The following is a 21,325-nucleotide window of genomic DNA, read 5'->3' as shown; positions in this document are numbered from 1 at the left end:
GCTGTGCGTAATGATTGCTAACCTTGTTGATTAATATCGAAGTTGATTAATATCGAATCGACCAGAAAGGGACTGCCATGGCAGTCCCTTTTTCATACCACCATTAGTTGGCGAAAAGAGGATGTCACCTCGGTTATCTGCCTGTTGTGCGCAGTGTGTTTTGGTTCTGTTGACCGGCTTCAACATGAGCGGGCAGGTGATAGTGACGAAGAGGAAAGGATTCGATGATAAAGTTTCAGCAGCTAAACGCCTTTAAAGCCGTCTATGAGCTTGGCACCATGATGGCGGCATCGGCTCATATTCATGTTACCCAGCCTGCCATCAGCCGGTTGGTGGCAAGCCTTGAGCATCAGCTCGGCTTTGCCCTGTTTCAGCGCATACGGGGTCGACTGGTACCCACCGACAAGGGCACGGCCTTCTATCTGGAGGTGAGCAAGGCATTCTCGGCGCTGGAACATCTAGAGCACAGTGCGCGAGACATTGCCGAGCAGCATCATGGCAGCCTGCACATTACGGCCTTTCCCATGCTGTCCAACAGCTTTTTGCCGGCGATTCTGGGGCGATTGATGCGGGAAACCCCCGGGCTCAAGGCATCGCTGAAGAGCTATCGGTCGGAAGAGGTGCTCAGGCGTACCGAGATCCAGTCTTGTGATCTGGGGTTTGCCGATACGGAGATCACCAGTCCCAGTGTAACGGCCATTCCGGTGTGGGGGGATTGTGTCTGCATTGTGCCTGCCGGCAGCGAACTGGCGGCGATGCCCAGCCTGACGCCGGCGGATTTGTCCGGCATGCCTTTTATCCGCTATGAAAACAGCGATTCGACCCAGCAGGCACTGGATCGGGCGCTTGCGCAGGCCGGTATACACAGTCTGGATGTGGTTGAGGTCTCTTTCGCCTCGGTTGCGGCGTCTCTGGTGGCCGAAGGGCTTGGTGTGGCGGTGGTTGATCCCTTCACCGCCCGGCATGCGCAGCAGTGCGGGTTGAACATCGTCATCCGCGAGTTTCGTCCCTGTATTCCCTATCGGTTCCAGATCCTCTACCCCGCCTTTCGCCCGAACTCCGATCTGGCTCGTGCCTTTGTCGACTCCCTGTTCAGCCAGGCAGAAGCCGTTGGGATCAGCCTGCGTCATGAGAAGAACGGCAGCCTATAACACGGGAACATACCCAGGGCGGCAAACGGCATTGGTGTTCGGTGGCCGGCGCACTATAAGTTGAACTCCGACAAGCGTCTGTTACCGATGACAAGGAGTTCACGATGAAAATGAAGATGATTGCCCTGGCTGCGGCCACCACCATGCTGACCATAGGGCCGGTTGCCGCCAAGGAATGGAAACAGGTACGGATTGCGGTAGAGGGCGCCTATCCTCCTTATAGCTGGACCACCACGGAAGGGGAGCTGAAAGGGTTTGATATCGACATGGCCAACGCCCTTTGCGAACAGATGCAGGTGAAATGCACTCTGGTTACGCAGGAGTGGGACGGCATGATCCCCTCGCTGCTGGCGCGCAAGTTCGATGCCATCGTCGCCTCCATGTCGATTACCGAGGAGCGCAGGCTCAAGGTCGACTTTACCGACAAGTATTATCAGATATCTTCCCGCTTCGTGGCGAAAAAAGGCACCGAGTTCAACTTCGAACCGGACGGTCTGAAAGGAAAGTCGGTCGGTGTACAGGGCTCCAGCACCCATGAAAAATACGTCGCCGATAATTTTGAGGGCGTGGATATCAAGCGTTACGGCTCTCCGGAAAACGCCTTTCTGGATCTGATTTCCGGTCGTGTCGATCTGGTGTTCAACAACATTCCCGCCATCGAAAGCGGTTTGCTGGAGAAGCAAAACGGCGACGACTTCGACTTTACCGGCCCCCTCATTACCGACAAAAAATGGTTCGGCGAGGGGGTGGGCATCGCCGTTCGCAAACGCGATGACGAGTTGCGCGAAAAATTCAATGGCGCCATCAAGGCCATCCGCAGCAAGGGTATCTATCAGCAGATCCAGGACAAGTACTTCGAATTCGATATCTATGGTGGCTGAAATAAGGGCGGCTGAATCAAGGGTGGCTAAGCATGAAAGATAGCCGGGTAGTCGTTATCGGCGGGGGCATGGTGGGCGCGGCGCTGGGCTATGGTCTGGCCCGAGAGGGCATAGAGACGCTGATGCTGGATGAAGGAGACCAGGGGTTGCGTGCGGCCCGGGGTAACTTCGGGCTGCTGTGGGTACAGGGCAAGGGGGCCGACTTTCCGGCCTATGCTCGCTGGACTCTGGAGTCCTGCCGGCTGTGGCCGGACTTTGCCGCCGAGCTGATCGAGCTGACCGGCATCGATGTTCACTTTCGCCAGCGCGGCGGCATTCATTACTGCCTGGATGAGCCGGAGCTGGAAGCCTATCGCCTCGAGCTGGCGCAACAAGCCGCCGTCAGTGGTACAGACTTCGAATATCAGTTTCTCAATGCCCGACAGCTGGCCAGGCTGGAACCCCATATCGACGCCAATATTCCCGGTGCCTGCTACTCGCCCAACGACGGTCATGTTAACCCGCTGTTTCTGCTGCGCGCCCTGCATGCGGGTTTTCTGGCCCGGGGCGGCCATTACCGACCGCGTCATCATGTACTGAGCATAGAGACAGCGCAGGATGGCTTTGTACTGCATACGGATCAGGGCCCGATACGGGCCGAACAGCTGGTGCTGGCGGCGGGGCTCGACAATTGCCGACTGGCGCCCATGGTCGGCTTGTCGCAACCCCTGACTCCCCAGCGTGGCCAGTTGTTGATCACCGAACGTCTGCCCAGGCTGCTGAATTATCCGTCCATCTATCTGCGCCAGACCGGGGAGGGCTCTATCCAGATCGGCGATTCATCCGAGCAGGTGGGTCTGGATGACGGCAATACCCCGGCTGTCATGGCCCAGCTGGCCCGGCGGGCCATTTCGCTGCTGCCCGCCTTGCGCCACCGGCGTATCGTACGCGGCTGGGGGGCGCTCAGGGTGATGAGTCCGGATGGTTATCCGGTGTATGAGCAAAGCCGGACACCGGGCCCCCGGGTTCATGCCTTCAGCTCGCACAGCGGTGTGACCCTGGCGGCGGCACATGCCCTGACGCTGGCGCCGATGCTGCTGGAACCCGCTTTGAGCCCGGAACTGGATGCCTTCACTCCCCAACGATTCAAGGACTAAGTCATGTTCAAGGATGTCAGTCAGCAACCGCGCCCCTTGCTGACCTTTTATGTCGATGAGCAACCCCGGCAGGTTCCCTCCGGCTATACGGTGGCCGCCGCCTTGCTGGCGCTGGGGTACAAGGCCAATCGGGCCAGCCCGGTTTCCGGCAGTCCGCGTGGTCCTTATTGCATGATGGGGGTCTGTTTCGAGTGTCTGGTGGAGATAGACGGTATTCCGAACCGACAGGGGTGTCTGACCGAGGTACGGCCGGAGATGCACATTCGCTTGCCTCTGCAGAAAGAGCAGGGTGTGTGGGAGGAGGGTGATGATGGATGCTGATCTGGCCATTGTGGGGGCCGGACCCGCGGGCATGGCGGCGGCCATCGAGGCGCAACGTCTGGGCCTGACGTCGGTGCTGCTGGATGAACAACCCCGGGTCGGCGGACAGATTTACCGCAACATAGGCCGGCCCTCGCTGGCCGACCCAGGTATTCTGGGGCCCGACTATGATGCGGGTCGCTCCCTGGCCGACGCCTTTGCCGACAGCGGCTGTCGTTATTTGCCGAACACCCAGGTGTGGCAAATCGAGAGTGACGCCCGGGTGTATTACAGTCACCAAGGTCGGGCCGCCTCGCTACAGGCGCGCCAGGTGATGATCGCCAACGGCGCTCAGGAGCGTCCCTTTCCCATTCCCGGATGGACCCTGCCTGGGGTGATGACCGCCGGGGCGGCGCAAATTCTGCTGAAAAGCCCGGGACTGGCCGCCGACGGTGCCGTTTTTGCCGGCTGTGGGCCCTTGCTCTATCTGGTGGTATGGCAATATCTGCAGGCCGGAATCAAGGTAAAGGCGTTGCTGGATACCACGCCGGCCGCCAATTATCGCCGGGCCCTTGGCGCCCTCGACGGCGCCCTGCACGGGGCGGGCTACCTGTGGAAGGGACTGACACTGCTGCGGGACATTCGCGCCGCCGGCATCCCCTTCGTGCGTGGAGTCACCGAGCTTGCCGCCCACGATGAAGACGGGGTGCTGAGCCGGGTGACCTATCGGGCCGGCGGACGGCAACATCAGCTCGATACCGAACAGCTGTTTCTGCATCAGGGAGTGGTACCCAATGTGAACCTGGCCATGGCCAGTGGCTGCGAGCACCACTGGCATGAGCCGCAACTGTGCTGGCAGCCGCTACTGGATGCCTGGGGGCAGAGCTCACAGCCGCATATCCGTATTATCGGCGATGGCGGAGGCATAGGCGGTGCCGTGGCGGCGGCGCTGAAAGGACGGCTGGCGGTACAGCAGTTGGCCCATACTCTGGGACGGCAAACACAGGCCGATCGAGATCATCATGCCCGCAGTTTGCGCCGCCAGCTACGTCGGGAAACGGCCTTTCGCCGATTTATCGACCTGCTCTACAGACCTTCAGATGCCTTGCGCCTGCCCGCACAGGATGAGGTGCTGGGGTGTCGCTGCGAGGAGGTAAGCCTGGGTGACATTCGCCGCGCCGTCAGCCAGGGTTGCATGGGGCCCAATCAGCTGAAGAGTTTTACCCGTTGTGGCATGGGACCCTGCCAGGGGCGTCAGTGCGGGCTGATTGTTTCGGAGCTGATGGCCAGGTTACAGGGGCAGGAAGTCGAGCAAGGGGGCTATTATCGCCTGCGTGCCCCGGTCAAGCCCCTGACCCTGGACGAACTGTCCAGCCTGGATCTGCCTCCGGAACCGGTTTTGCGAGAGTAAATCAGTCACGGCCTTTGTCGATGGTAGTCAATCGGGTATTCTTTATCTGTGCTGGACCATATTTTATCGCCAGCCATGTTCAGGATGAGCGACAGGCTTGATTGACGGAGAAGGCGTATGTGGCTGGACGCAAAGCAGATGGAATATACCCCCGAGGGGCATTTTGTAGTGCAGTTATCCGAACCGATAGCGGCGCATTTTCGCTATCGCTCCTGGGCGCAAGGCCTTGGCTGTGAACGAAGGGAGCAGGGGCGCTGGCAGCCCGAAGACGGTGATTTTGGTATTTCCCTGCTCGATGCCGCGGCCCTGGCCGGTGCCGACAGCCCGCTGGGACGGTTCGTTGGCGACATTCCGGCCCCGGTGCGGGAGGTCGTACAGCCCTACTATTACCAACAGACCCGGTTGCTGCAATGGCTGGCGCGAAGCCGGAATGCCCGTGAGCTGTTTTCGCACTCACCCAATTTGTGCTGGTTGCTGATGGTCGGTAGCGGTGAGGAGGAATGGCCGAACGCCAGGGTGGATGAGTTGCTGAGTCAGCCGCGCCGACAGATCCTCAAGGCCCTGACCGGTAGTGGCAGCAAGGCCATTGTCAAGCTGTTGGGCAGGGTACGGCTGGGCAAGGCCGATCTGAAAGAATACCGTCTGCTTTGCCAGGCGCTGGCCCAGCCAGAACGGTTGCTGCCCCTGACGACATGGGCCGAGATTCCGGTCAACCTCTTGCTGGTGGCCACCGACTTCCCGCAACTGCTCCAGGGCCGCCTGATCAGACCGCTGGTGTTGACGAAGGAGCTGACCCCGGAAGCGATGAGGGCGAGGATCCGTCGGTATGGCCGATGCTGGCAGGATGCGCTCAATGTGGCCCGGCTGCTGGGCATGACCGACGCCCAAATTGCATTGGAGCGTTGCGAAGACCCGCAAGCGCTCAAGGCACTGCACGACCGCTGGACCGATCGCCTGAATCGGCAACGTTTAATTGCGGTGCACGGAAAAGTGGAGTTTCCACCGCCGCCGGTCCCCGGCAATACGCATATTCATCCGATTCTGACGATGGAAGATTTGCAGGAAGAAGGACGGCTGATGCACCACTGCGTGGCCAGTTATGTCCACAACATCATAAAGGGTGAATGCTATATCTACCGGATAATGCAGCCTCAGCGGGCGACCATAGAAGTGGCGTTTCAAAACGGAGAGCCGGTAATACGTCAGGTGGCGTTGGCGCGCAACCAGAAACCGGACGAGCAGACCCGAGCCGCCATTCATCACTGGCTGCACCCGGACGAGCGCGCCCACATGAGATTGATTGGCTGAGATATCGCCGCCGGCATCTTGAGAATGCTTAACTTATGCCAACATACAAGTGTTGTAATAAAACCGAAAAGGACAACCATGTACGATATTGTCGGTGATATTCACGGCCATGCCACCAAGCTGGAAGCCCTGCTCACCAAAATGGGTTATCGGCAAGGTGAATACGGCTGGCGCCATCCCGCACGAAAAGTCATTTTTCTCGGGGACTTTATCGACCGTGGCCCTGAGCAATGCAAAACCGTGGCGATTGCCCGCGCCATGGTGAAGAGCGGCCAGGCGTTGGCGGTGATGGGCAACCATGAATTCAACGCCGTGGCTTATGCCACGCCGGATCAAGACGGGCAGTTCCTGAGACCTCACACCAGGAAAAATTTCGAGCAACATCAACTCTACCTCGAACAGGTAGAAAAGGGCAGCGAGCTGCACCGGGAACACATCGCCTGGTTTAAAAGCCTGCCGTTATATCTGGATTTGCCGGAATTCAGGGTGGTGCATGCCTGTTGGCATCCCGGGCAATTACACAAGATAGCGCCGTATATTGATGAACGGCTGCGGATTCGGGAGCATGCCTGGCCGGTGCTGACCCGACCGGGTGAAGCCGGGTTTGAAGCGCTGGAGACCCTGTTAAAGGGGGTGGAAATTCCCTTGCCCCGGGGGCATGCATTTTTTGACAAGGATCGGAGCCCGCGCCGTCATATCCGTAGCCGATGGTGGAACCGGGAGGCAGTCACCTACCGGGATCTGGCCATGGTGCCGGAAGAGGCTATCGCTCATATACCCCACACACCTGTGCCTGCCGACATATTACCGGGCTACGATGGTCACAAACCGGTCTTTGTAGGGCATTACTGGCTGACCGGCATACCGGCTCCGCTTAACGAGCATATCGCCTGTGTGGACTACAGCGTTGCTGCCGAAGACGGTGGCAAGCTTTGTGCCTATCGCTGGAGTGGGGAGCAGACCCTGAGCGCCGAACGCTTTTGCTGGGTGGAGTGAATGACATGGCAGATTAGCAGTATAAAAAAATTATGCCAACATACATGTTTGACCATAATAAAAAAACTCACTCAACAGCCGCATTATTCCTGCCTTGATAACCAGGTAATACCAATCGGACTAAAGATGGAGTCAATATCCGATAACAATGTGGTGTTTTAAGCACGGTCATACCGGTACAGAATCTTCGTCATGCTGAACTGGATTCAGTATCAGCATGACGGACCCGGTATCTTTCTGCAGAGATATCCTGACAACAGATCAGTTGGTTTTACAGATAGGTATGAATATCGCCGAAAGAGAGGGCAGGGGTCTTAAACGAAAAAAGCGCACTCATTAGAGTGCGCTTTTTCGGAATCTGGTGCGTCCTAGTGGATTCGAACCACCGACCCCTACCATGTCAAGGTAGTGCTCTAACCAGCTGAGCTAAGGACGCAGAGTGTTGATGTTAACGTGTTGTCTCACGATGTAACCACAATGAAGTGGTGCGTCCTAGTGGATTCGAACCACCGACCCCTACCATGTCAAGGTAGTGCTCTAACCAGCTGAGCTAAGGACGCAGAGTGTTGATGTTAACGTGTTGTCTCACGGTGTAGCCACAATGAAGTGGTGCGTCCTAGTGGATTCGAACCACCGACCCCTACCATGTCAAGGTAGTGCTCTAACCAACTGAGCTAAGGACGCATACTGTCTTGAAGCGAGCGGTATACTAGCCAAGGGCCGTGGGCGGGGCAAGCCTTTTTTCTTATTGAACAAGCGGATGAGGAACTATTGCTCAAGTCGGTGAAATATCGCACCGTTCAAGAAAGCGCTGCCATAGCCGGGCGTGCTCCAGGGTCAGGGTTCGATAGCGACGATAGATTTCGCTGTTCAGTCCGTCACCAAACTGGGTGCGATACATCGTCATCTGCGTTTGCCTGCCCGAAGGCGGATCCAGTGTGCTTTGCAGCAAGGGAGCCAGCTGTGCAAACTGTCGGTCAATTTGGCCGAAATAACGCTGAATAACGTCGATATAATAGCGTTGCATGGCATTGCGCAACCGTTCGGCTCGGACTTTGCCGCCTCGCCGGCAGTCAAATTGTTCCAGTTGTCGCAGAAAAGCCAGGCTCTGCTCGAGGTAGTGAGCGGCGCTGTGCAGGGAATAAAACAGTCGACCGAGATAGTCATTGCGATAAAGCCCACTCAGCGCCTGGTTTAACTCCTTTGGGGTCAGCATCATCACGCTGGACTGACCTTTGGCCTGTAACTGCAGCCGCTCGAACAGGCTGAAGGCATTGACCGTTTCCTGGTAGCCATCTTGCTGTTCAAAGGCCAGAGTTCGCAGGCGAGGGGTGAGAGCCGCGCGAATATCCGGCTCCGCCACCATCATGTTCCAGTGATAACCGGGTAACAAGGGTGACTTTTGGGCGGCTATCTGGTGCAGCCAGTCGGTTAATTCCGCATCCTCGGTATTGGCCAGACAACGTTGCAGGCCTTGTTGAAACTGCAGATGATAAAGCAGCTGAACGGCGGCGGTCTGGCTCTTGCCGACCGGGCTGTTGTGTTCACCGACCAGCGTCAGCAAGCCGCACTGGCCCAGCTTGAGGGCGTCAAGCAGCCCGGTGCTGATCCTGGGCTGCTGTTGTTGTAACTCCCGCTGAGGGGGTAACGGCGGCAAGGCCGACGCCTGACTCAAGGTGGGCTCTTCCACCTCCAGTACATGGGCAACCCGCTTCAGATAAGTCTGAAAGTGCTCTTCCAGTTCATTGGCCGGGCTACAGGCCGTCAACCAGAGGCAAGCCAGCGCGATGACGATGTTCGACCCGTACATAAATAACCCGTAGTCTCCATATCAGCATGAGTGCCGCTACCGACAAGCCTATCAGAAAACCAACCCAGAAACCGTGTGGCCCCATCGCCGGCACCAGCCAGTCGGTCAGGCCCAGCACCATGCCCGCCGGCAGGCCGCATAGCCAATAGGCCACAAAAGTTATGTAAAAAATGGTCTGGGTATCCTTGTAGCCACGCAGGGCGGCGGCAGCAATTACCTGGGCCGAGTCGGAAATCTGATAAAAAGAGGCCAGCAACAACAAGCTGGCGGCAAGATCCAGCACGGCAGTGTTGTCGGTATAGAGGGCACCAATCCAGTGGCGGCCCCATACGGTCATCAAGGCAGTCAGTATCGCCACGAGACAACCAAATACGATACCGGCAATGCTGATCATTCTGGCCTGCTCTGCCTTGTTTTCACCCAGGCTATGACCCACGCGGATGGTCATGGCCATTCCCAGACTCAGGGGAATCATGAAAATCATGCTGGAGAAGTTGATGGCAATTTGATGGCCGGCCACCACCTCGGAGCCGAACGGTGCCAACAATAACGCCACCACGGTGAACAGCGTCACTTCGCAAAAAATGGCCATGGCGATGGGAAATCCCAGGCGAAACAGGCGACCAATCCGGGGCCAGTCGGGGGAACTCAAGCGCGTAAAGACGTTAAACGAGTGCAACAGGGGAGAGCGGCGGGTATAGATGACCATGGCCACCAGCATGGCCCAGAATACCAGCGCCGAGGCATAACCACAGCCTACGCCGCCCAGGGCCGGCATGCCCAGTTTGCCGTGAATCAGGATATAATTGGCCGGCACGTTAATCGCCAGGCCGATAAAGCCGATGACCATGGTGGGCAGAGTATGCGACAGCCCCTCGCTGAAGTTACGCAATACCTGATACAGCGCATAGGCGGGCATGCCCCACAGAATGCCGTGCAGGTAACCGGTGGTTTTTTCGGCCAGCAGTGGCTCCACATCCATCCAGTGCAGGGCTTGAGGCGAATAATACAGGGCCAGCATGGCCGGTATTGTTACCAATATGGTCAGCCAGAACCCCTGATGCACGGCCCCGGCGACCTCACCATGACGACGAGCGCCATTTAATTGCGATATAATGGGCGTCAACGCCATGATCACGCCCTGTACCTGCAGGATCAGCGGCAGCCAGAAACTGGTGGCTACCGCCACCGCGGCCAGATCGGTGGCACTGACCTGACCGGCCATCAGGGTATCGACAAAGCTCATCGTCGTTTGCGCGACCTGCGCCACCATGATGGGACCGCACAGTCGTAACAAACGGGGAATTTCGGCAATATAAGGCTTTATGGCCATGGTGTTCTCGCTTGCTGTAAGAGGATTAGGCTGTCGAAAGCGGGGTTCGCCAACCGATAAAGAGTGGAAAGTAGATGGAATATCGACAATGCCTGGGAATATAACCTTGATGAAGGCATATTCCCACTATCTTCAACTGACGATTTAGCTGGAAAAAACCATGTTTACCGGAATAGTACAAGGGCAGGGCACACTGCTTGATATCATAGAAAAACAGGACTTTCGCACCCACCTTGTTCAACTGCCACCGACCATGCTCGCGGGCCTGGAGCTCGGTGCCTCTGTGGCTCACAACGGTTGTTGTCTGACGGCAACCGCCATTGATGGTGACCGCATTGCGTTTGATTTAATGCAGGAAACCCTGCGGGTGACCAATCTGGGTCGGTTAACGGTTGGTGATAGCGTCAACCTGGAACGAGCGGCACGTTTTGGTGACGAGATAGGCGGCCATGCCATGTCCGGCCACATCATGGCACAGAGTGAGCTGTTGGAGCGGCTCGTGACACCAACCAATACCACCTTGTGGTTTGCGCTGCCGGCCTCCCTTGCCAAATACGTTTTTACCAAGGGGTATATCGGCATCGACGGTATCAGCCTGACATTGGGAGAAGTGCGAGCAGACCGCTTTGCGGTGCATTTGATACCGGAAACCCTGGCGCGTACCAATCTGGGCCATATCGAGCCGGGCTGGTTGATTAATATAGAGATTGATCCGCAAACCCAGGCGATTGTGGATACGGTAGAGCGGGTGATGGCAACGCGTTAACATTATTATGCCAACATACAATGCGTTGCATTTACAAAACACGGTCAGAAATACTGCTCATCATCGGCATCAACGCTAAGCTCAACGTTATCGCTTAATTCATTACGTTTAACAACAATGTGCATGGCGTTACAACACGCCATGCAGTCTTCGTAGTAATCCTGATCGCCTTCGGACGCATCAACCACGATGCGAGTATGATGACCACAGTGAGGGCAGAGGATGTTTTGCTCAAAATAGTCTCGCATCGGGTGTTTCCTTATGTCGGTTTCAATTCAGGCTTCGGCTAACCCTCGGCTGGAACGTCCGCCATCGAGGGCGATAATCTGCCCGGTCAGGTAACGCGGTCCCGCCAATAGAAAGGCGACCGTCTCGGCAATTTCGCTCGGCTCACCCAGTCGAGCCATCGGAATGGATGCCAATACTTGCTGTTTCTGTTGCTCGGTCAAGGCATGAGCCGGCCAGATAATGGCCCCGGGTGCGATGCCGTTGACCCGAATCAAGGGAGCCAGCTCTTCCGCCAGTCCCCGAGTCAGAGTGGCGAGGGCATTTTTCGCCATGGTGTATAACAGATGATCTTTCAGCCCTTTTTCTGCATGAATATCCACCATATTAATGATAGAGCCCCGGCTGTCTCTTAATGCCGGTACCAATGCCTGACTCAAAAAGTAAGGGGCGGCCGCATTGGTAGCCGACAAATCCAGCCATTGTGCCGGTGTACCTTCACCGAAAGGGGTGGGATAAAAGCTGGAGGCATTGTTGATCAAACCATCGAGGCGGCCGAAGCAGTTCAAGGCTCGGTCGGCCATGGCGCTCAATTCATCGAGTCGGGTCAAGTCCTGGCATAACAGACAAACGCTGTCTGGGCGTTTACTGTTCAGTTCCTGCATCAGGGCGGTGGCCAGCGCCTCACTACGGTGATAATGCAGCACCAGTCGATATCCCTGCTGATGCAAATGGCGGCTTATTTCGGCACCAATGCGTTTGGCGGCACCGGTGATCAACACCACAGGTTGCGGCATAGCGTCTCCTAACTGGCAATAATACGATACAGGCTCTCTTTGGCCTGAGCGAGATATGGCTCGCCGAAATGATTAACATGGTTAAGCAAATGGTAGAGATTGTAAATATCTCGCCGCTCCCTGTAACCCGCTTCCAGCGGCCAGACTCTATTGTAGCCTTGATAAAAGACCTGAGGGAACTGGCCAAACAGCTCTGTCATGGCAATATCGGTTTCTCGGTCACCAAAATAGCTTGCCGGATCAAACACCACCCCCACGTGATCGCAAAAGGCGACATTGCCCCGCCAGAGATCGCCATGCAGCAGTGAAGCCCGGGGCTGGTGATGGATAAGATGCAACTTGATGCCGCCGATGATTTCTTCAATGGCTCCCAGCCGGATATTTTTCTCTTCCAGCAACTTCAACTGCCAACCGATGCGTTGCTCGGCAAAGAACATGGCCCATTTTTTATGCCAGCTATTGGGTTGTACCGACAAACCGAGAAAGTTGTCTTCATCCCAACCGTACATCGGCTGATGCTGGCTCTGATGCAGCTGAGCCAACTGACGGCCGAACATATACCAGTCTTCTTCCTCCGCATCACCGAAAGACAGGTATTCCAGCACCAGAAAACTGGTGGCGGCGGTGGTACCACTGCAAATAGGCCGAGGAATGGTCACCGTCTGGCTGCGTCGTAAATGGTCCAGGCCGTTCCACTCGCCCCGAAACATATCCACCCGTTCCTTGTCGTTCAGCTTGACGAAATAACTGTGCCGGCCGTCCGAAATCCGGAACGCCTGATGAATATCGCCACCGGAGAGCGGCTTTTTCTCGCAAATGATAAAATCTTTGCCGGTTGCTTCTGCAATCTGATGCGCGATCACCTGCCACATAATACCTCCGCCGGGGCTGGGTTTGCCCACAGTATAGGCCAGGACCCAGGCACCCAAGTCCACCGGGATAAAAATCCAGGCCGAACAGTAAGTGAAGGTCATCACACGGGGCGGGACAGCGTAATAATGGTGCGGTCATGGCAGAAAAAGAGCAATTCTGCTAAGGTCTGTGGCTTTCAACCTGTGCCGCCGGGCTGTGTTCGCATCCCCGGGCGCGCCGGACTGGCAGAGTACGCCAGATGGTTGATGCAGTCGTGAAGCTTTTCATTAAATAGGTTCATTTTCATACACTACATGTGCGCTTTGGTAGGGTGCACCACTGTTAAGGACATTTCATGCCGACAATTACTCTTCCCGATGGCAGCCAACGCCATTTCGAACAAGCCGTTTCCGTACTCGAGGTGGCCCAGGATATCGGCCCCGGCCTGGCCAAGGCCTGTATCGCCGGGCGTATCGACGGTCAGTTGGTAGACGCCTGTGAGCTGATAACCAACGACGCCAAACTGGCCATCATTACCGCCAAGGATCAGGATGGTCTGGATATTCTCCGTCATTCCTGTGCCCACCTGCTGGGTCATGCCATCAAGCAGCTGTGGCCGCAGACCAAGATGGCGATAGGTCCGGTGATCGACAACGGCTTTTATTACGACGTCGACCTCGACCACGTATTGACCGAAGAAGACATCGAGAAGCTCGAAGCCCGCATGCTGCAACTGGCCAAGACCGAGTATGCCGTCATCAAGAAAAAGGTCAGCTGGCAGGAAGCGCGTGACACCTTTGCCGCGCGACATGAACCTTACAAGATTGAAATTCTTGAGCAGAATGTCAGTCAGGACGACAGACCCGGCCTCTATCACCACGACGAATATGTCGACATGTGTCGTGGTCCTCACGTGCCCAACATGCGCTTTTGCCAGCACTTCAAACTGCAGAAGGTCTCCGGTGCCTACTGGCGCGGCGACGCCAAGAACAAGATGCTGCAACGCATCTACGGTACCGCCTGGGCCGACAAGAAGGCACTCAAGGGTTATCTGTTGCAGCTGGAAGAGGCCGCCAAGCGGGATCACCGTAAAATAGGCAAGCAGCTCGATCTCTATCACATGCAGGAAGAAGCGCCGGGCATGGTGTTCTGGCACAACGACGGCTGGACCATCTTCCGCGAGCTGGAACAGTTTGTACGCGACAAGCTGCGTGAATATCAGTACGAAGAAGTGAAGGGTCCCTTCATGATGGATCGGGTGCTGTGGGAAAAATCCGGCCACTGGGACAAGTACGCGGATCATATGTTCACGACCCATTCCGAAAGCCGGGACTATGCCATCAAGCCGATGAACTGCCCGGGTCACGTGCAGATCTTCAATCAGGGCCTGAAGTCCTACCGCGATTTACCGCTACGCATGGCCGAATTTGGCTGCTGCCATCGTAACGAGCCGAGCGGCGCCCTGCACGGCCTGATGCGGGTGCGGGGCTTTACCCAGGACGACGCGCATATCTTCTGTACCGAAGCGCAAATTCAGCAGGAGGTGTCCGCCTGTATTCAGATGGTCTACGACACTTACGAAACCTTCGGTTTCAGCAACATCGCGGTCAAGCTCTCGACCCGTCCCGAACAGCGTATCGGCAGTGACGAAGTCTGGGATCAGGCCGAACTGGCGTTGGAGCAGGCGCTCAAGGCCGCCGGTATCGACTATGATCTGCAACCGGGCGAGGGGGCTTTCTACGGCCCGAAAATCGAATTTACCCTGCATGACTGTCTTAACCGGGCCTGGCAGTGTGGTACCGTTCAGCTCGATTTCGCCCTGCCGGGTCGACTCGGTGCCAGCTATGTGGGCGAAGACAACGAACGTCACGTGCCGGTGATGATTCATCGTGCTATCCTAGGGTCAATCGAGCGCTTTATCGGTATTCTGATTGAAGAGTACGCCGGTCTGTTCCCGACCTGGCTGGCTCCCAATCAGGTAGTGGTGCTCAATATTACCGATAATCAGGCCGATTACGCTCTCAATCTGGCTAACAGCCTGAATAATGTTGGCATTCGGGCCAAAGCGGACTTGAGAAATGAGAAAATAGGCTTTAAAATCCGCGAGCATACCCTGAAGCGGGTACCTTTCATGCTGGTTTGCGGCGACAAAGAAGTCGAAGCCGGCAAAGTAGCGGTTCGTACCCGGAAAGGACAGGATCTCGGCGTATTCAACGTAGAAGAGCTGACCTCGCTGATACAGCAGGAAATCCATACTCGCGGTAAGAAAACAGTGGAGGATAGGTTATAAAAGGCGCTAAAAGAGGGAGCAAACCAGCTCCTCGCAATCGACTGAATGAAGAAATCCGACTGCCAGAAGTTCGATTAGTCGGCCTGGAAGGCGAACCCATGGGTGTGGTCTCCATTGCTGAGGCTCTCGAAACTGCAGCCACTGCAGGTGTAGACCTGGTGGAAATCAGTCCCAATGCCGAGCCGCCCGTCTGCCGCCTGATGGACTACGGCAAGTTCCTCTACGAGAAGAGCAAGGCGACCAAGGAACAAAAGAAAAAGCAGAAACAAATCCAGGTCAAGGAAATCAAATTCCGACCCGGTACCGATGATGGCGACTACCAGGTAAAACTACGCAACCTGGTTCGCTTTTTAGAAGAGGGCAACAAAGCCAAGGTCACGCTGCGTTTTCGCGGTCGTGAAATGGCGCACCAAGAGCTCGGTTTCGATTTGCTCAACCGTATCAAAACGGATCTGGACGAATTGGCCGTGGTCGAGGCCTTTCCCAAGCTGGAAGGGCGTCAGGCCGTCATGGTGCTTGCCCCGAAGAAAAAACAGTAAGGTTTTACAAGTAGCCGGGTAATGGTTATCCGGCTCGCCTTGTCTGTTTGTTGTTATTAACAATGCGGAGTTGTTATGCCGAAGATGAAGTCAAACAAAGGCGCTGCAAAGCGCTTTAAGAAAACAGCGAGTGGCTTTAAGCGCAAGCAAGCCCACCTGCGTCACATCCTCACCAAGAAAAGCACCAAGCGTAAGCGTCAGCTGCGCGGTAAGTGTCTGGTAGCGGCGTCTGACGTTGCCCAGATCAAATCCATGTTGCCGACTGCTTAAGAGGATAGTGAATAATGCCAAGAGTTAAACGTGGTGTGACTGCACGCGCTCGTCACAAGAAAGTACTGAAACAGGCCAAAGGTTATTACGGTGCTCGTTCACGCGTCTATCGCGTAGCGGTACAGGCAGTAACCAAAGCCGGTCAATATGCTTACCGTGACCGTCGTCAGAAAAAACGTCAGTTCCGTCAGCTGTGGATTGCCCGTATCAACGCGGCAAGCCGTCAGAACGGTCTGTCATACAGCCGCTTCATCAATGGCCTGAAAAAAGCCTCTGTTGAAATCGATCGCAAGATCCTGGCTGACATCGCCGTACACGACAAGACCACCTTCACCGCTTTGGTTGCCAAAGCAAAAGAAGCCCTGGTTTAAGTCGCTTAGACGATAAATAAAAAAGGAGGCTCCGGCCTCCTTTTTTGTTGCTCCTTGCCAGGCTCAGAGGTGGCAGGAACGAGACATATCCTTTATTATCAAGACCTTTCAAATTATTCAGTGTCTGCATCAAGCGGGCAAGTAACGAGGAATACATGGATCAGCTGGAAGACGTGATCGTCAAAGCACAGGCGGAGATCCAGGCTGCCGCCAACGCCGCCGAACTGGATGACATCCGGGTACACTATCTGGGTAAAAAGGGCTTCTTTACCGAGCAGTCCAAGGCCCTGGGCAAGCTGTCTGCCGAAGAGCGCCCCGCTGCCGGCCAGATTATCAACCAGGCCAAACAGGCCGTCAGCAACGCCATCAACACCAAGCGTGAAGCGCTGCAGCTGGCCGAGTTGAACCAGAAGCTGGCCAGTGAAACCCTGGACATTACCCTGCCGGGCCGCCGTCAGTCTGCCGGTGGTCTTCATCCGGTCAGCCGCACCATCAAGCGTATCGAGTCATTTTTCGGCGAACTGGGCTTTCAGGTGGCCGAAGGGCCGGAAATCGAAGACGATTTCCACAATTTCGATGCCCTGAACATTCCGGCGCATCATCCGGCCCGCGCCGATCACGACACCTTCTACTTCAACCCCAAGCTGATGCTGCGCACCCAGACTTCCGGCGTGCAAATCCGCACCATGGAACAGCAACAGCCGCCGATCCGCATCATCTCACCGGGTCGCGTCTATCGTAACGATTACGATCAGACCCACACCCCTATGTTCCATCAGGTGGAAGGCTTGCTGGTCGACGAAAACGTCAGCTTTACCCAGCTGAAAGGGGTGCTGCACGATTTTCTGAACAACTTTTTCGAAGAAGACCTGCAAATCCGCTTCCGGCCCTCCTATTTCCCGTTCACCGAGCCCAGCGCCGAAGTGGATGTGATGGGCAAGAACGGCAAATGGCTGGAAGTGCTGGGCTGCGGCATGGTGCATCCCAATGTACTGCGTTCGGTGGGTATCGATCCCGAGCGTTACAGCGGCTTCGCCTTCGGCATGGGGGTCGAGCGTCTCACCATGCTGCGTTATGGCGTGAACGACTTGCGCGCCTTCTTCGAAAATGATCTGCGTTTTCTCAAGCAATTCCGGTAAGCGGCAGGAGCAATAATGAAATTTTCAAAATCATGGCTGGATGAATGGGTCAACACCGGCCTCAACGCCGAGGCTCTTGCCGAGCAAATTACCATGGCCGGGCTGGAAGTGGATGGCATAGAGCCGGTTGCCGGCGACTTCAGCCAGGTAATAGTGGGTGAAGTGGTTGAATGTGGCCAGCACCCGGATGCGGACAAGCTGCGGGTGACCAAAATCAACGTCGGCGGTGACGAGCTGCTCGACATCGTCTGCGGCGCGCCCAACTGTCGCCAGGGCCTGAAAGTGGCGGTGGCGGTGGTCGGTGCCGTGCTGCCCGGTGACTTCAAGATCAAGAAAGCCAAGCTGCGCGGCCAACCGTCGCACGGCATGCTGTGCTCTTACGGCGAGCTGGGCATCGAGCTGGACTCCAGCGGCATCATCGAATTGCCGGCCGACGCCCCTGTGGGTACTCCGGTGCGTGAATATCTGTCCCTGAACGATGTCACCATCGAAGTGGATCTGACCCCCAACCGCGCCGACTGCCTGAGCATGGCCGGTCTGGCTCGGGAAGTGGGCGTACTCAACCGGCAGGATGTGAACTGGCCCGAGATCCCGGCGGTCACCGCCACCATCGATGACCAGGTCAGTATCGAACTGAACGCCCCGGCGGCCTGCCCTCGTTACCTCGGTCGCGTGGTCAAGAATATCGATGTCAAGGCCAGCACCCCCATGTGGATGCAGGAAAAACTGCGCCGCAGCGGCATTCGCAGCATAGATCCGGTGGTAGACATCACCAACTTCGTGCTGCTGGAGTGGGGCCAGCCGATGCATGCCTTCGACCTGGCGACCCTTAACGGTGCCGTTAGCGTACGCATGGCAGAGCAGGACGAAAAACTGACCCTGCTCGACGGCAACACCGTCAGCCTGAACAGCGACACCCTGGTGATTGCCGACCAACAGCAGGCGATTGCCATGGCCGGCATCTTCGGCGGTGAAGCCACCGGCGTGACCGAGACCACTCGCGATGTGCTGCTGGAATGCGCCTTCTTCAGCCCGCTGGCCATTACCGGCCGTGCACGCAGCTATGGCCTGCATACCGACTCATCCCACCGTTTCGAACGTGGCGTCGACTACCGGCTGCAGCACAAGGTCATGGAGCGGGCGACTGCGCTGTTACTGGAAATCTGTGGCGGGGAAGCCGGTCCCGTGGTGGAAGCCGCGGCCGAGTCGGAACTGCCCCGGGCCAATACCGTGACCCTGCGACATGCCAGGCTGAATCGCCTGATTGGTATCGACATCGACGCCGCCCAGGTAACCGACATGCTGGCTCGTCTGGGCCTGGATGTCACCACTACCGCCGATGGCTGGCAGGTGGTGGTACCGAGCTATCGTTTCGACATCGGCATCGAAGAAGATCTGGTGGAAGAAGTGGCCCGCATCTACGGCTACAACAATATTCCCGATGTGGCCCCGGTGGCCGGCCTGACCATGTCTCGCCATCAGGAAGCCAGACTGCCCCTGAACCGACTGAAAGATGCGCTGGTCGACCTGGGTTATCAGGAAGCCATTACCTACAGCTTCGTGGATCCCGCTCAGCAGCAGCATCTGTTCCCGGGCGTCGACACCATGATATTGCCCAACCCCATCGCCGCCGACATGTCCGCCATGCGGGTCTCGCTGTGGACCGGGCTGATCCAGGCGGCGGTTTACAACCAGAACCGTCAGCAATCACGGCTGCGTCTGTTTGAGCAGGGCCTGACCTTTGTGCCGGACCAGCACGCAGAAAACGCCGTGCGTCAGACGCCGGTGCTGGCCGGTCTCTTGCTGGGCCCGGTGGTCGACGAGCACTGGGACATGGCCGGCAAGGGCGTGGACTTCTTCGACCTCAAGGGCGATGTCGAAAGCCTGTTGGCCCTGAGTGCCAATGAGTCTAGCTTCTCCTTTGCCCGTACCGATACCGGTGCCCTGCACCCGGGCCAGTCGGCGGCATTGCTGCAACAGGGCCGTCAGGTCGGTCTGCTCGGCGCCGTGCACCCCAGTCTGCTGCGCAAGCTGGGTCTGAAGTCACAAGCCTATGTATTTGAAGTCGAACTTTCGGCACTCACCGGACGCCGGGTGCCGGAAGCGGTAGAGGTCTCTCGCTTCCCCGCCAACCGCCGTGATTTGGCGCTGGTGGTTGATCAATCGGTAGCCGCCGGCGATATCCTTGATTTAGTTAGGAAAGTTGGCGGAGATCAATTGGTTGGATTAAACTTGTTTGATGTATACCAAGGGCAGGGCATTGCCGACGACAAGAAGAGCCTGGCGCTCAGCTTGGTGTTGCAGGATACCCACAGGACTTTGGAAGAAAAGGAAATTGCCGATACCGTGGCGCGAATTGTCTCGGCACTTTCCGACGAGTTTAGTGCTTCCTTGAGGGATTGATATGGCGTTAACCAAGGCCGACATAGCAGAGCATCTGTTCACCGAACTTGGCATGACCAAGCGTGATGCCAAAGACATGGTGGAGGCGTTTTTCGAAGAGATTCGCGCTGCTCTGGAACAAGGTGAACAGGTCAAGATTTCCGGTTTCGGCAACTTCGAGTTGCGCAACAAGGGTGAGCGTCCCGGACGCAATCCCAAAACCGGAGAAGACATTCCCATATCGGCCCGGCGGGTAGTGACCTTTCGGCCCGGCCAGAAGCTCAAGGCCAGGGTAGAAACCGTACCACAGCTCGACGATTCAGAATAAGAACCAAGCCAGGCCGAGAGCCTGGCTTTTTTGTCTCTGCTGCCGAATTTTAGACTAAGGCCGCATTGGCCGACGGGAGCTTATGCTGTTAGCCTAGGCACAGGATCATCAAGCGAAGGTATGCGGACAGTGCGCAAAGGCAATATCGTTATTCTCACCGGTGCCGGCATCTCGGCCGAGTCGGGCATCAGAACCTTCAGAGCCAGTGACGGCCTGTGGGAAGAACATCACATCGAGGATGTCGCTACTCCCGAAGGCTACCAGCGTGATCCCGAGCTGGTGCATCGTTTTTACAATGCCCGCAGAACGCTGTTGCAGACCGTTAATCCCAATGCCGCTCATTTTGCCCTGGCCAGATTGGAAGCCGAATGGCCGGGACAAGTTACCGTGGTCACCCAGAATATCGATGACCTGCACGAAAGAGCCGGCAGCAACACCGTATTGCACATGCATGGCGAGTTGCTCAAGGCCCGTTGCCCACACTCCAATCAGACCATCGACTGGACGGGGCCGTTACACACCACGGATCTATGCCACTGCTGCCAGTTTCCCGAGCCGCTGCGACCACATGTGGTGTGGTTTGGCGAAATGCCGCTGTTGCTGGATCGCATTTACCATGCCCTGAGCGAGGCCAGTCTGTTTATCGCCATCGGCACCTCCGGCAATGTTTATCCCGCCGCCGGTCTGGTGCATGAAGCGGCGATGCATAACGCCCACACCATAGAGATCAATCTGGAGCCCAGTCAGGTCAACAATCATTTTGACGAGCACCGCTACGGGCCGGCTACCCGGAAAGTGGCCGACTATGTGGACGAACTGCTCGGTGCCCAAAAGTAGCCAGGGTAGATTCTCCCCCGGAGAAGACCTGTTGGGCACCTAACCCGGCCTGATGGGAATGATCACAAAAATCAGCAACATAAAAATCCCGCGTTCAGCGGGATTTTTATGTTTAGCGGATTCCCCATTTTTAATAATGGCTTGGCGCTACTGCCTCGGCCTGCTTACTTCGTTATAATGGCACCACTTCAAGTAAGAGACCG

General features: G+C 56.6%; 21 protein-coding genes and 3 tRNA genes. 16 read left to right on the top strand and 8 right to left on the bottom strand.

Annotated elements, in window-relative coordinates; all coding sequences use genetic code 11:
* Positions 1 to 224 precede the first annotated feature (224 nt).
* The 7 genes from ABD827_RS05065 to ABD827_RS05035 all read left to right on the top strand — a co-directional run bounded on the left by ABD827_RS05065 (position 225) and on the right by ABD827_RS05035 (position 7,183).
* Positions 225 to 1,151 (top strand): LysR substrate-binding domain-containing protein, encoded by a 927-nt coding sequence (locus tag ABD827_RS05065; RefSeq protein ID WP_344962938.1) that lies wholly within the window; start codon positions 225 to 227, stop codon positions 1,149 to 1,151.
* Between the two features lie 110 nt (positions 1,152 to 1,261).
* A complete protein-coding gene (locus ABD827_RS05060) occupies positions 1,262 to 2,032 on the top strand; it encodes an ABC transporter substrate-binding protein (protein WP_344963013.1) in 771 nt (256 codons plus the stop codon).
* Positions 2,033 to 2,064: 32 nt separating this feature from the next.
* The gene (locus tag ABD827_RS05055) at positions 2,065 to 3,168 is read left to right on the top strand and encodes an NAD(P)/FAD-dependent oxidoreductase (protein ID WP_344962936.1); all 1,104 of its coding nucleotides are present in this window, start codon (positions 2,065 to 2,067) and stop codon (positions 3,166 to 3,168) included.
* Between the two features lie 3 nt (positions 3,169 to 3,171).
* Positions 3,172 to 3,489, top strand: a complete 318-nt coding sequence (locus tag ABD827_RS05050; protein ID WP_344962934.1) for a (2Fe-2S)-binding protein — start codon at positions 3,172 to 3,174, stop codon at positions 3,487 to 3,489.
* Positions 3,476 to 4,879 carry an FAD/NAD(P)-dependent oxidoreductase gene (locus ABD827_RS05045; RefSeq protein WP_344962932.1) on the top strand — a complete coding sequence of 468 codons (1,404 nt, stop codon included), beginning with the start codon at positions 3,476 to 3,478 and terminating at the stop codon, positions 4,877 to 4,879. The genes ABD827_RS05050 and ABD827_RS05045 overlap by 14 nt, the downstream gene beginning before the upstream one ends.
* 117 nt (positions 4,880 to 4,996) lie before the next feature.
* Positions 4,997 to 6,187: a PcfJ domain-containing protein gene (locus tag ABD827_RS05040; protein ID WP_344962930.1), complete on the top strand. Its 1,191-nt coding sequence runs from the start codon at positions 4,997 to 4,999 to the stop codon at positions 6,185 to 6,187.
* 78 nt (positions 6,188 to 6,265) lie between these two features.
* A complete protein-coding gene (locus ABD827_RS05035) occupies positions 6,266 to 7,183 on the top strand; it encodes a metallophosphoesterase (protein ID WP_344962928.1) in 918 nt (305 codons plus the stop codon).
* A gap of 359 nt (positions 7,184 to 7,542) precedes the next feature.
* Here the strand turns inward: ABD827_RS05035 and ABD827_RS05030 are convergent.
* The 5 genes from ABD827_RS05030 to ABD827_RS05010 form a co-directional block, all read right to left on the bottom strand.
* Positions 7,543 to 7,619: transfer RNA gene (locus ABD827_RS05030), tRNA-Val, on the bottom strand.
* A gap of 47 nt (positions 7,620 to 7,666) precedes the next feature.
* Positions 7,667 to 7,743: transfer RNA gene (locus ABD827_RS05025), tRNA-Val, on the bottom strand.
* 47 nt (positions 7,744 to 7,790) lie between these two features.
* Positions 7,791 to 7,867: transfer RNA gene (locus ABD827_RS05020), tRNA-Val, on the bottom strand.
* A gap of 91 nt (positions 7,868 to 7,958) precedes the next feature.
* Positions 7,959 to 8,993: a DUF3080 family protein gene (locus ABD827_RS05015; protein WP_344962926.1), complete on the bottom strand. Its 1,035-nt coding sequence runs from the start codon at positions 8,991 to 8,993 to the stop codon at positions 7,959 to 7,961.
* Positions 8,938 to 10,326 carry an MATE family efflux transporter gene (locus ABD827_RS05010; protein ID WP_425567965.1) on the bottom strand — a complete coding sequence of 463 codons (1,389 nt, stop codon included), beginning with the start codon at positions 10,324 to 10,326 and terminating at the stop codon, positions 8,938 to 8,940. Before ABD827_RS05010 ends, ABD827_RS05015 begins: the two co-directional genes overlap by 56 nt.
* Positions 10,327 to 10,486: 160 nt before the next feature.
* Here ABD827_RS05010 and ABD827_RS05005 point away from each other — a divergent pair, with 160 nt between their 5' ends.
* The gene (locus ABD827_RS05005) at positions 10,487 to 11,092 is read left to right on the top strand and encodes a riboflavin synthase subunit alpha (protein ID WP_344962924.1); all 606 of its coding nucleotides are present in this window, start codon (positions 10,487 to 10,489) and stop codon (positions 11,090 to 11,092) included.
* Positions 11,093 to 11,136: 44 nt separating this feature from the next.
* Here ABD827_RS05005 and ABD827_RS05000 read toward each other — a convergent pair whose 3' ends face one another.
* Genes ABD827_RS05000 through ABD827_RS04990 form a run of 3 tightly spaced genes read right to left on the bottom strand, consistent with a single transcriptional unit; the run spans position 11,137 to position 12,986 of the window.
* Complete coding sequence (locus ABD827_RS05000; protein ID WP_298722677.1) at positions 11,137 to 11,340, bottom strand: CPXCG motif-containing cysteine-rich protein; 204 nt, start codon at positions 11,338 to 11,340, stop codon at positions 11,137 to 11,139.
* Between the two features lie 27 nt (positions 11,341 to 11,367).
* Positions 11,368 to 12,114 carry a pteridine reductase gene (locus tag ABD827_RS04995; RefSeq protein WP_344962922.1) on the bottom strand — a complete coding sequence of 249 codons (747 nt, stop codon included), beginning with the start codon at positions 12,112 to 12,114 and terminating at the stop codon, positions 11,368 to 11,370.
* 8 nt (positions 12,115 to 12,122) lie between these two features.
* The gene (locus ABD827_RS04990; protein WP_344962920.1) at positions 12,123 to 12,986 is read right to left on the bottom strand and encodes a fructosamine kinase family protein; all 864 of its coding nucleotides are present in this window, start codon (positions 12,984 to 12,986) and stop codon (positions 12,123 to 12,125) included.
* A gap of 335 nt (positions 12,987 to 13,321) precedes the next feature.
* Between ABD827_RS04990 and thrS the strand changes: the two genes are divergently transcribed.
* From thrS to cobB, 8 genes are all read left to right on the top strand, one after another.
* Positions 13,322 to 15,256: a threonine--tRNA ligase gene (gene thrS / locus ABD827_RS04985; protein WP_344962918.1), complete on the top strand. Its 1,935-nt coding sequence runs from the start codon at positions 13,322 to 13,324 to the stop codon at positions 15,254 to 15,256.
* Entirely contained in the window at positions 15,253 to 15,795 is a 543-nt protein-coding gene (gene infC / locus ABD827_RS04980) for a translation initiation factor IF-3 (protein WP_298722689.1), read from the top strand. Before thrS ends, infC begins: the two co-directional genes overlap by 4 nt.
* 75 nt (positions 15,796 to 15,870) lie before the next feature.
* Positions 15,871 to 16,065, top strand: a complete 195-nt coding sequence (gene rpmI / locus ABD827_RS04975) for a 50S ribosomal protein L35 (RefSeq protein WP_298722666.1) — start codon at positions 15,871 to 15,873, stop codon at positions 16,063 to 16,065.
* A gap of 14 nt (positions 16,066 to 16,079) precedes the next feature.
* Positions 16,080 to 16,436: a 50S ribosomal protein L20 gene (gene rplT / locus ABD827_RS04970; RefSeq protein ID WP_071474079.1), complete on the top strand. Its 357-nt coding sequence runs from the start codon at positions 16,080 to 16,082 to the stop codon at positions 16,434 to 16,436.
* Positions 16,437 to 16,591: 155 nt separating this feature from the next.
* Positions 16,592 to 17,575, top strand: coding sequence for a phenylalanine--tRNA ligase subunit alpha (gene pheS, locus ABD827_RS04965; protein ID WP_298722662.1), 984 nt, complete (start codon positions 16,592 to 16,594; stop codon positions 17,573 to 17,575).
* A 15-nt stretch (positions 17,576 to 17,590) separates the two neighbouring features.
* Positions 17,591 to 19,978, top strand: a complete 2,388-nt coding sequence (gene pheT / locus ABD827_RS04960) for a phenylalanine--tRNA ligase subunit beta (protein WP_344962914.1) — start codon at positions 17,591 to 17,593, stop codon at positions 19,976 to 19,978.
* Position 19,979: 1 nt separating this feature from the next.
* The gene (locus tag ABD827_RS04955; protein ID WP_298722653.1) at positions 19,980 to 20,285 is read left to right on the top strand and encodes an integration host factor subunit alpha; all 306 of its coding nucleotides are present in this window, start codon (positions 19,980 to 19,982) and stop codon (positions 20,283 to 20,285) included.
* Between the two features lie 120 nt (positions 20,286 to 20,405).
* Positions 20,406 to 21,122 (top strand): Sir2 family NAD+-dependent deacetylase, encoded by a 717-nt coding sequence (gene cobB / locus ABD827_RS04950; RefSeq protein WP_344962912.1) that lies wholly within the window; start codon positions 20,406 to 20,408, stop codon positions 21,120 to 21,122.
* Positions 21,123 to 21,325 lie beyond the last annotated feature (203 nt).

The organism is Oceanisphaera sediminis (assembly GCF_039539745.1).
GTDB classification, from domain to species: domain Bacteria; phylum Pseudomonadota; class Gammaproteobacteria; order Enterobacterales; family Aeromonadaceae; genus Oceanimonas; species Oceanimonas sediminis.
This window is presented reverse-complemented; position numbering and strand designations above follow the sequence as displayed.

Coding starts and splice junctions, on each gene's coding strand:
- ABD827_RS05040 (WP_344962930.1), top strand. CDS start 4,997: ATGTGGCTGGACGCAAAGCAGATGGAATATACCCCCGAGGGGCATTTT.
- ABD827_RS05045 (WP_344962932.1), top strand. CDS start 3,476: ATGATGGATGCTGATCTGGCCATTGTGGGGGCCGGACCCGCGGGCATG.
- ABD827_RS05050 (WP_344962934.1), top strand. CDS start 3,172: ATGTTCAAGGATGTCAGTCAGCAACCGCGCCCCTTGCTGACCTTTTAT.
- ABD827_RS04955 (WP_298722653.1), top strand. CDS start 19,980: ATGGCGTTAACCAAGGCCGACATAGCAGAGCATCTGTTCACCGAACTT.
- pheS (WP_298722662.1), top strand. CDS start 16,592: ATGGATCAGCTGGAAGACGTGATCGTCAAAGCACAGGCGGAGATCCAG.
- ABD827_RS05055 (WP_344962936.1), top strand. CDS start 2,065: ATGAAAGATAGCCGGGTAGTCGTTATCGGCGGGGGCATGGTGGGCGCG.
- rpmI (WP_298722666.1), top strand. CDS start 15,871: ATGCCGAAGATGAAGTCAAACAAAGGCGCTGCAAAGCGCTTTAAGAAA.
- ABD827_RS04995 (WP_344962922.1), bottom strand. CDS start 12,114: ATGCCGCAACCTGTGGTGTTGATCACCGGTGCCGCCAAACGCATTGGT.
- ABD827_RS05000 (WP_298722677.1), bottom strand. CDS start 11,340: ATGCGAGACTATTTTGAGCAAAACATCCTCTGCCCTCACTGTGGTCAT.
- ABD827_RS04990 (WP_344962920.1), bottom strand. CDS start 12,986: ATGTGGCAGGTGATCGCGCATCAGATTGCAGAAGCAACCGGCAAAGAT.
- ABD827_RS05010 (WP_425567965.1), bottom strand. CDS start 10,326: ATGGCCATAAAGCCTTATATTGCCGAAATTCCCCGTTTGTTACGACTG.
- cobB (WP_344962912.1), top strand. CDS start 20,406: ATGCGGACAGTGCGCAAAGGCAATATCGTTATTCTCACCGGTGCCGGC.
- ABD827_RS05015 (WP_344962926.1), bottom strand. CDS start 8,993: ATGTACGGGTCGAACATCGTCATCGCGCTGGCTTGCCTCTGGTTGACG.
- pheT (WP_344962914.1), top strand. CDS start 17,591: ATGAAATTTTCAAAATCATGGCTGGATGAATGGGTCAACACCGGCCTC.
- thrS (WP_344962918.1), top strand. CDS start 13,322: ATGCCGACAATTACTCTTCCCGATGGCAGCCAACGCCATTTCGAACAA.
- ABD827_RS05035 (WP_344962928.1), top strand. CDS start 6,266: ATGTACGATATTGTCGGTGATATTCACGGCCATGCCACCAAGCTGGAA.
- rplT (WP_071474079.1), top strand. CDS start 16,080: ATGCCAAGAGTTAAACGTGGTGTGACTGCACGCGCTCGTCACAAGAAA.
- ABD827_RS05065 (WP_344962938.1), top strand. CDS start 225: ATGATAAAGTTTCAGCAGCTAAACGCCTTTAAAGCCGTCTATGAGCTT.
- ABD827_RS05005 (WP_344962924.1), top strand. CDS start 10,487: ATGTTTACCGGAATAGTACAAGGGCAGGGCACACTGCTTGATATCATA.
- ABD827_RS05060 (WP_344963013.1), top strand. CDS start 1,262: ATGAAGATGATTGCCCTGGCTGCGGCCACCACCATGCTGACCATAGGG.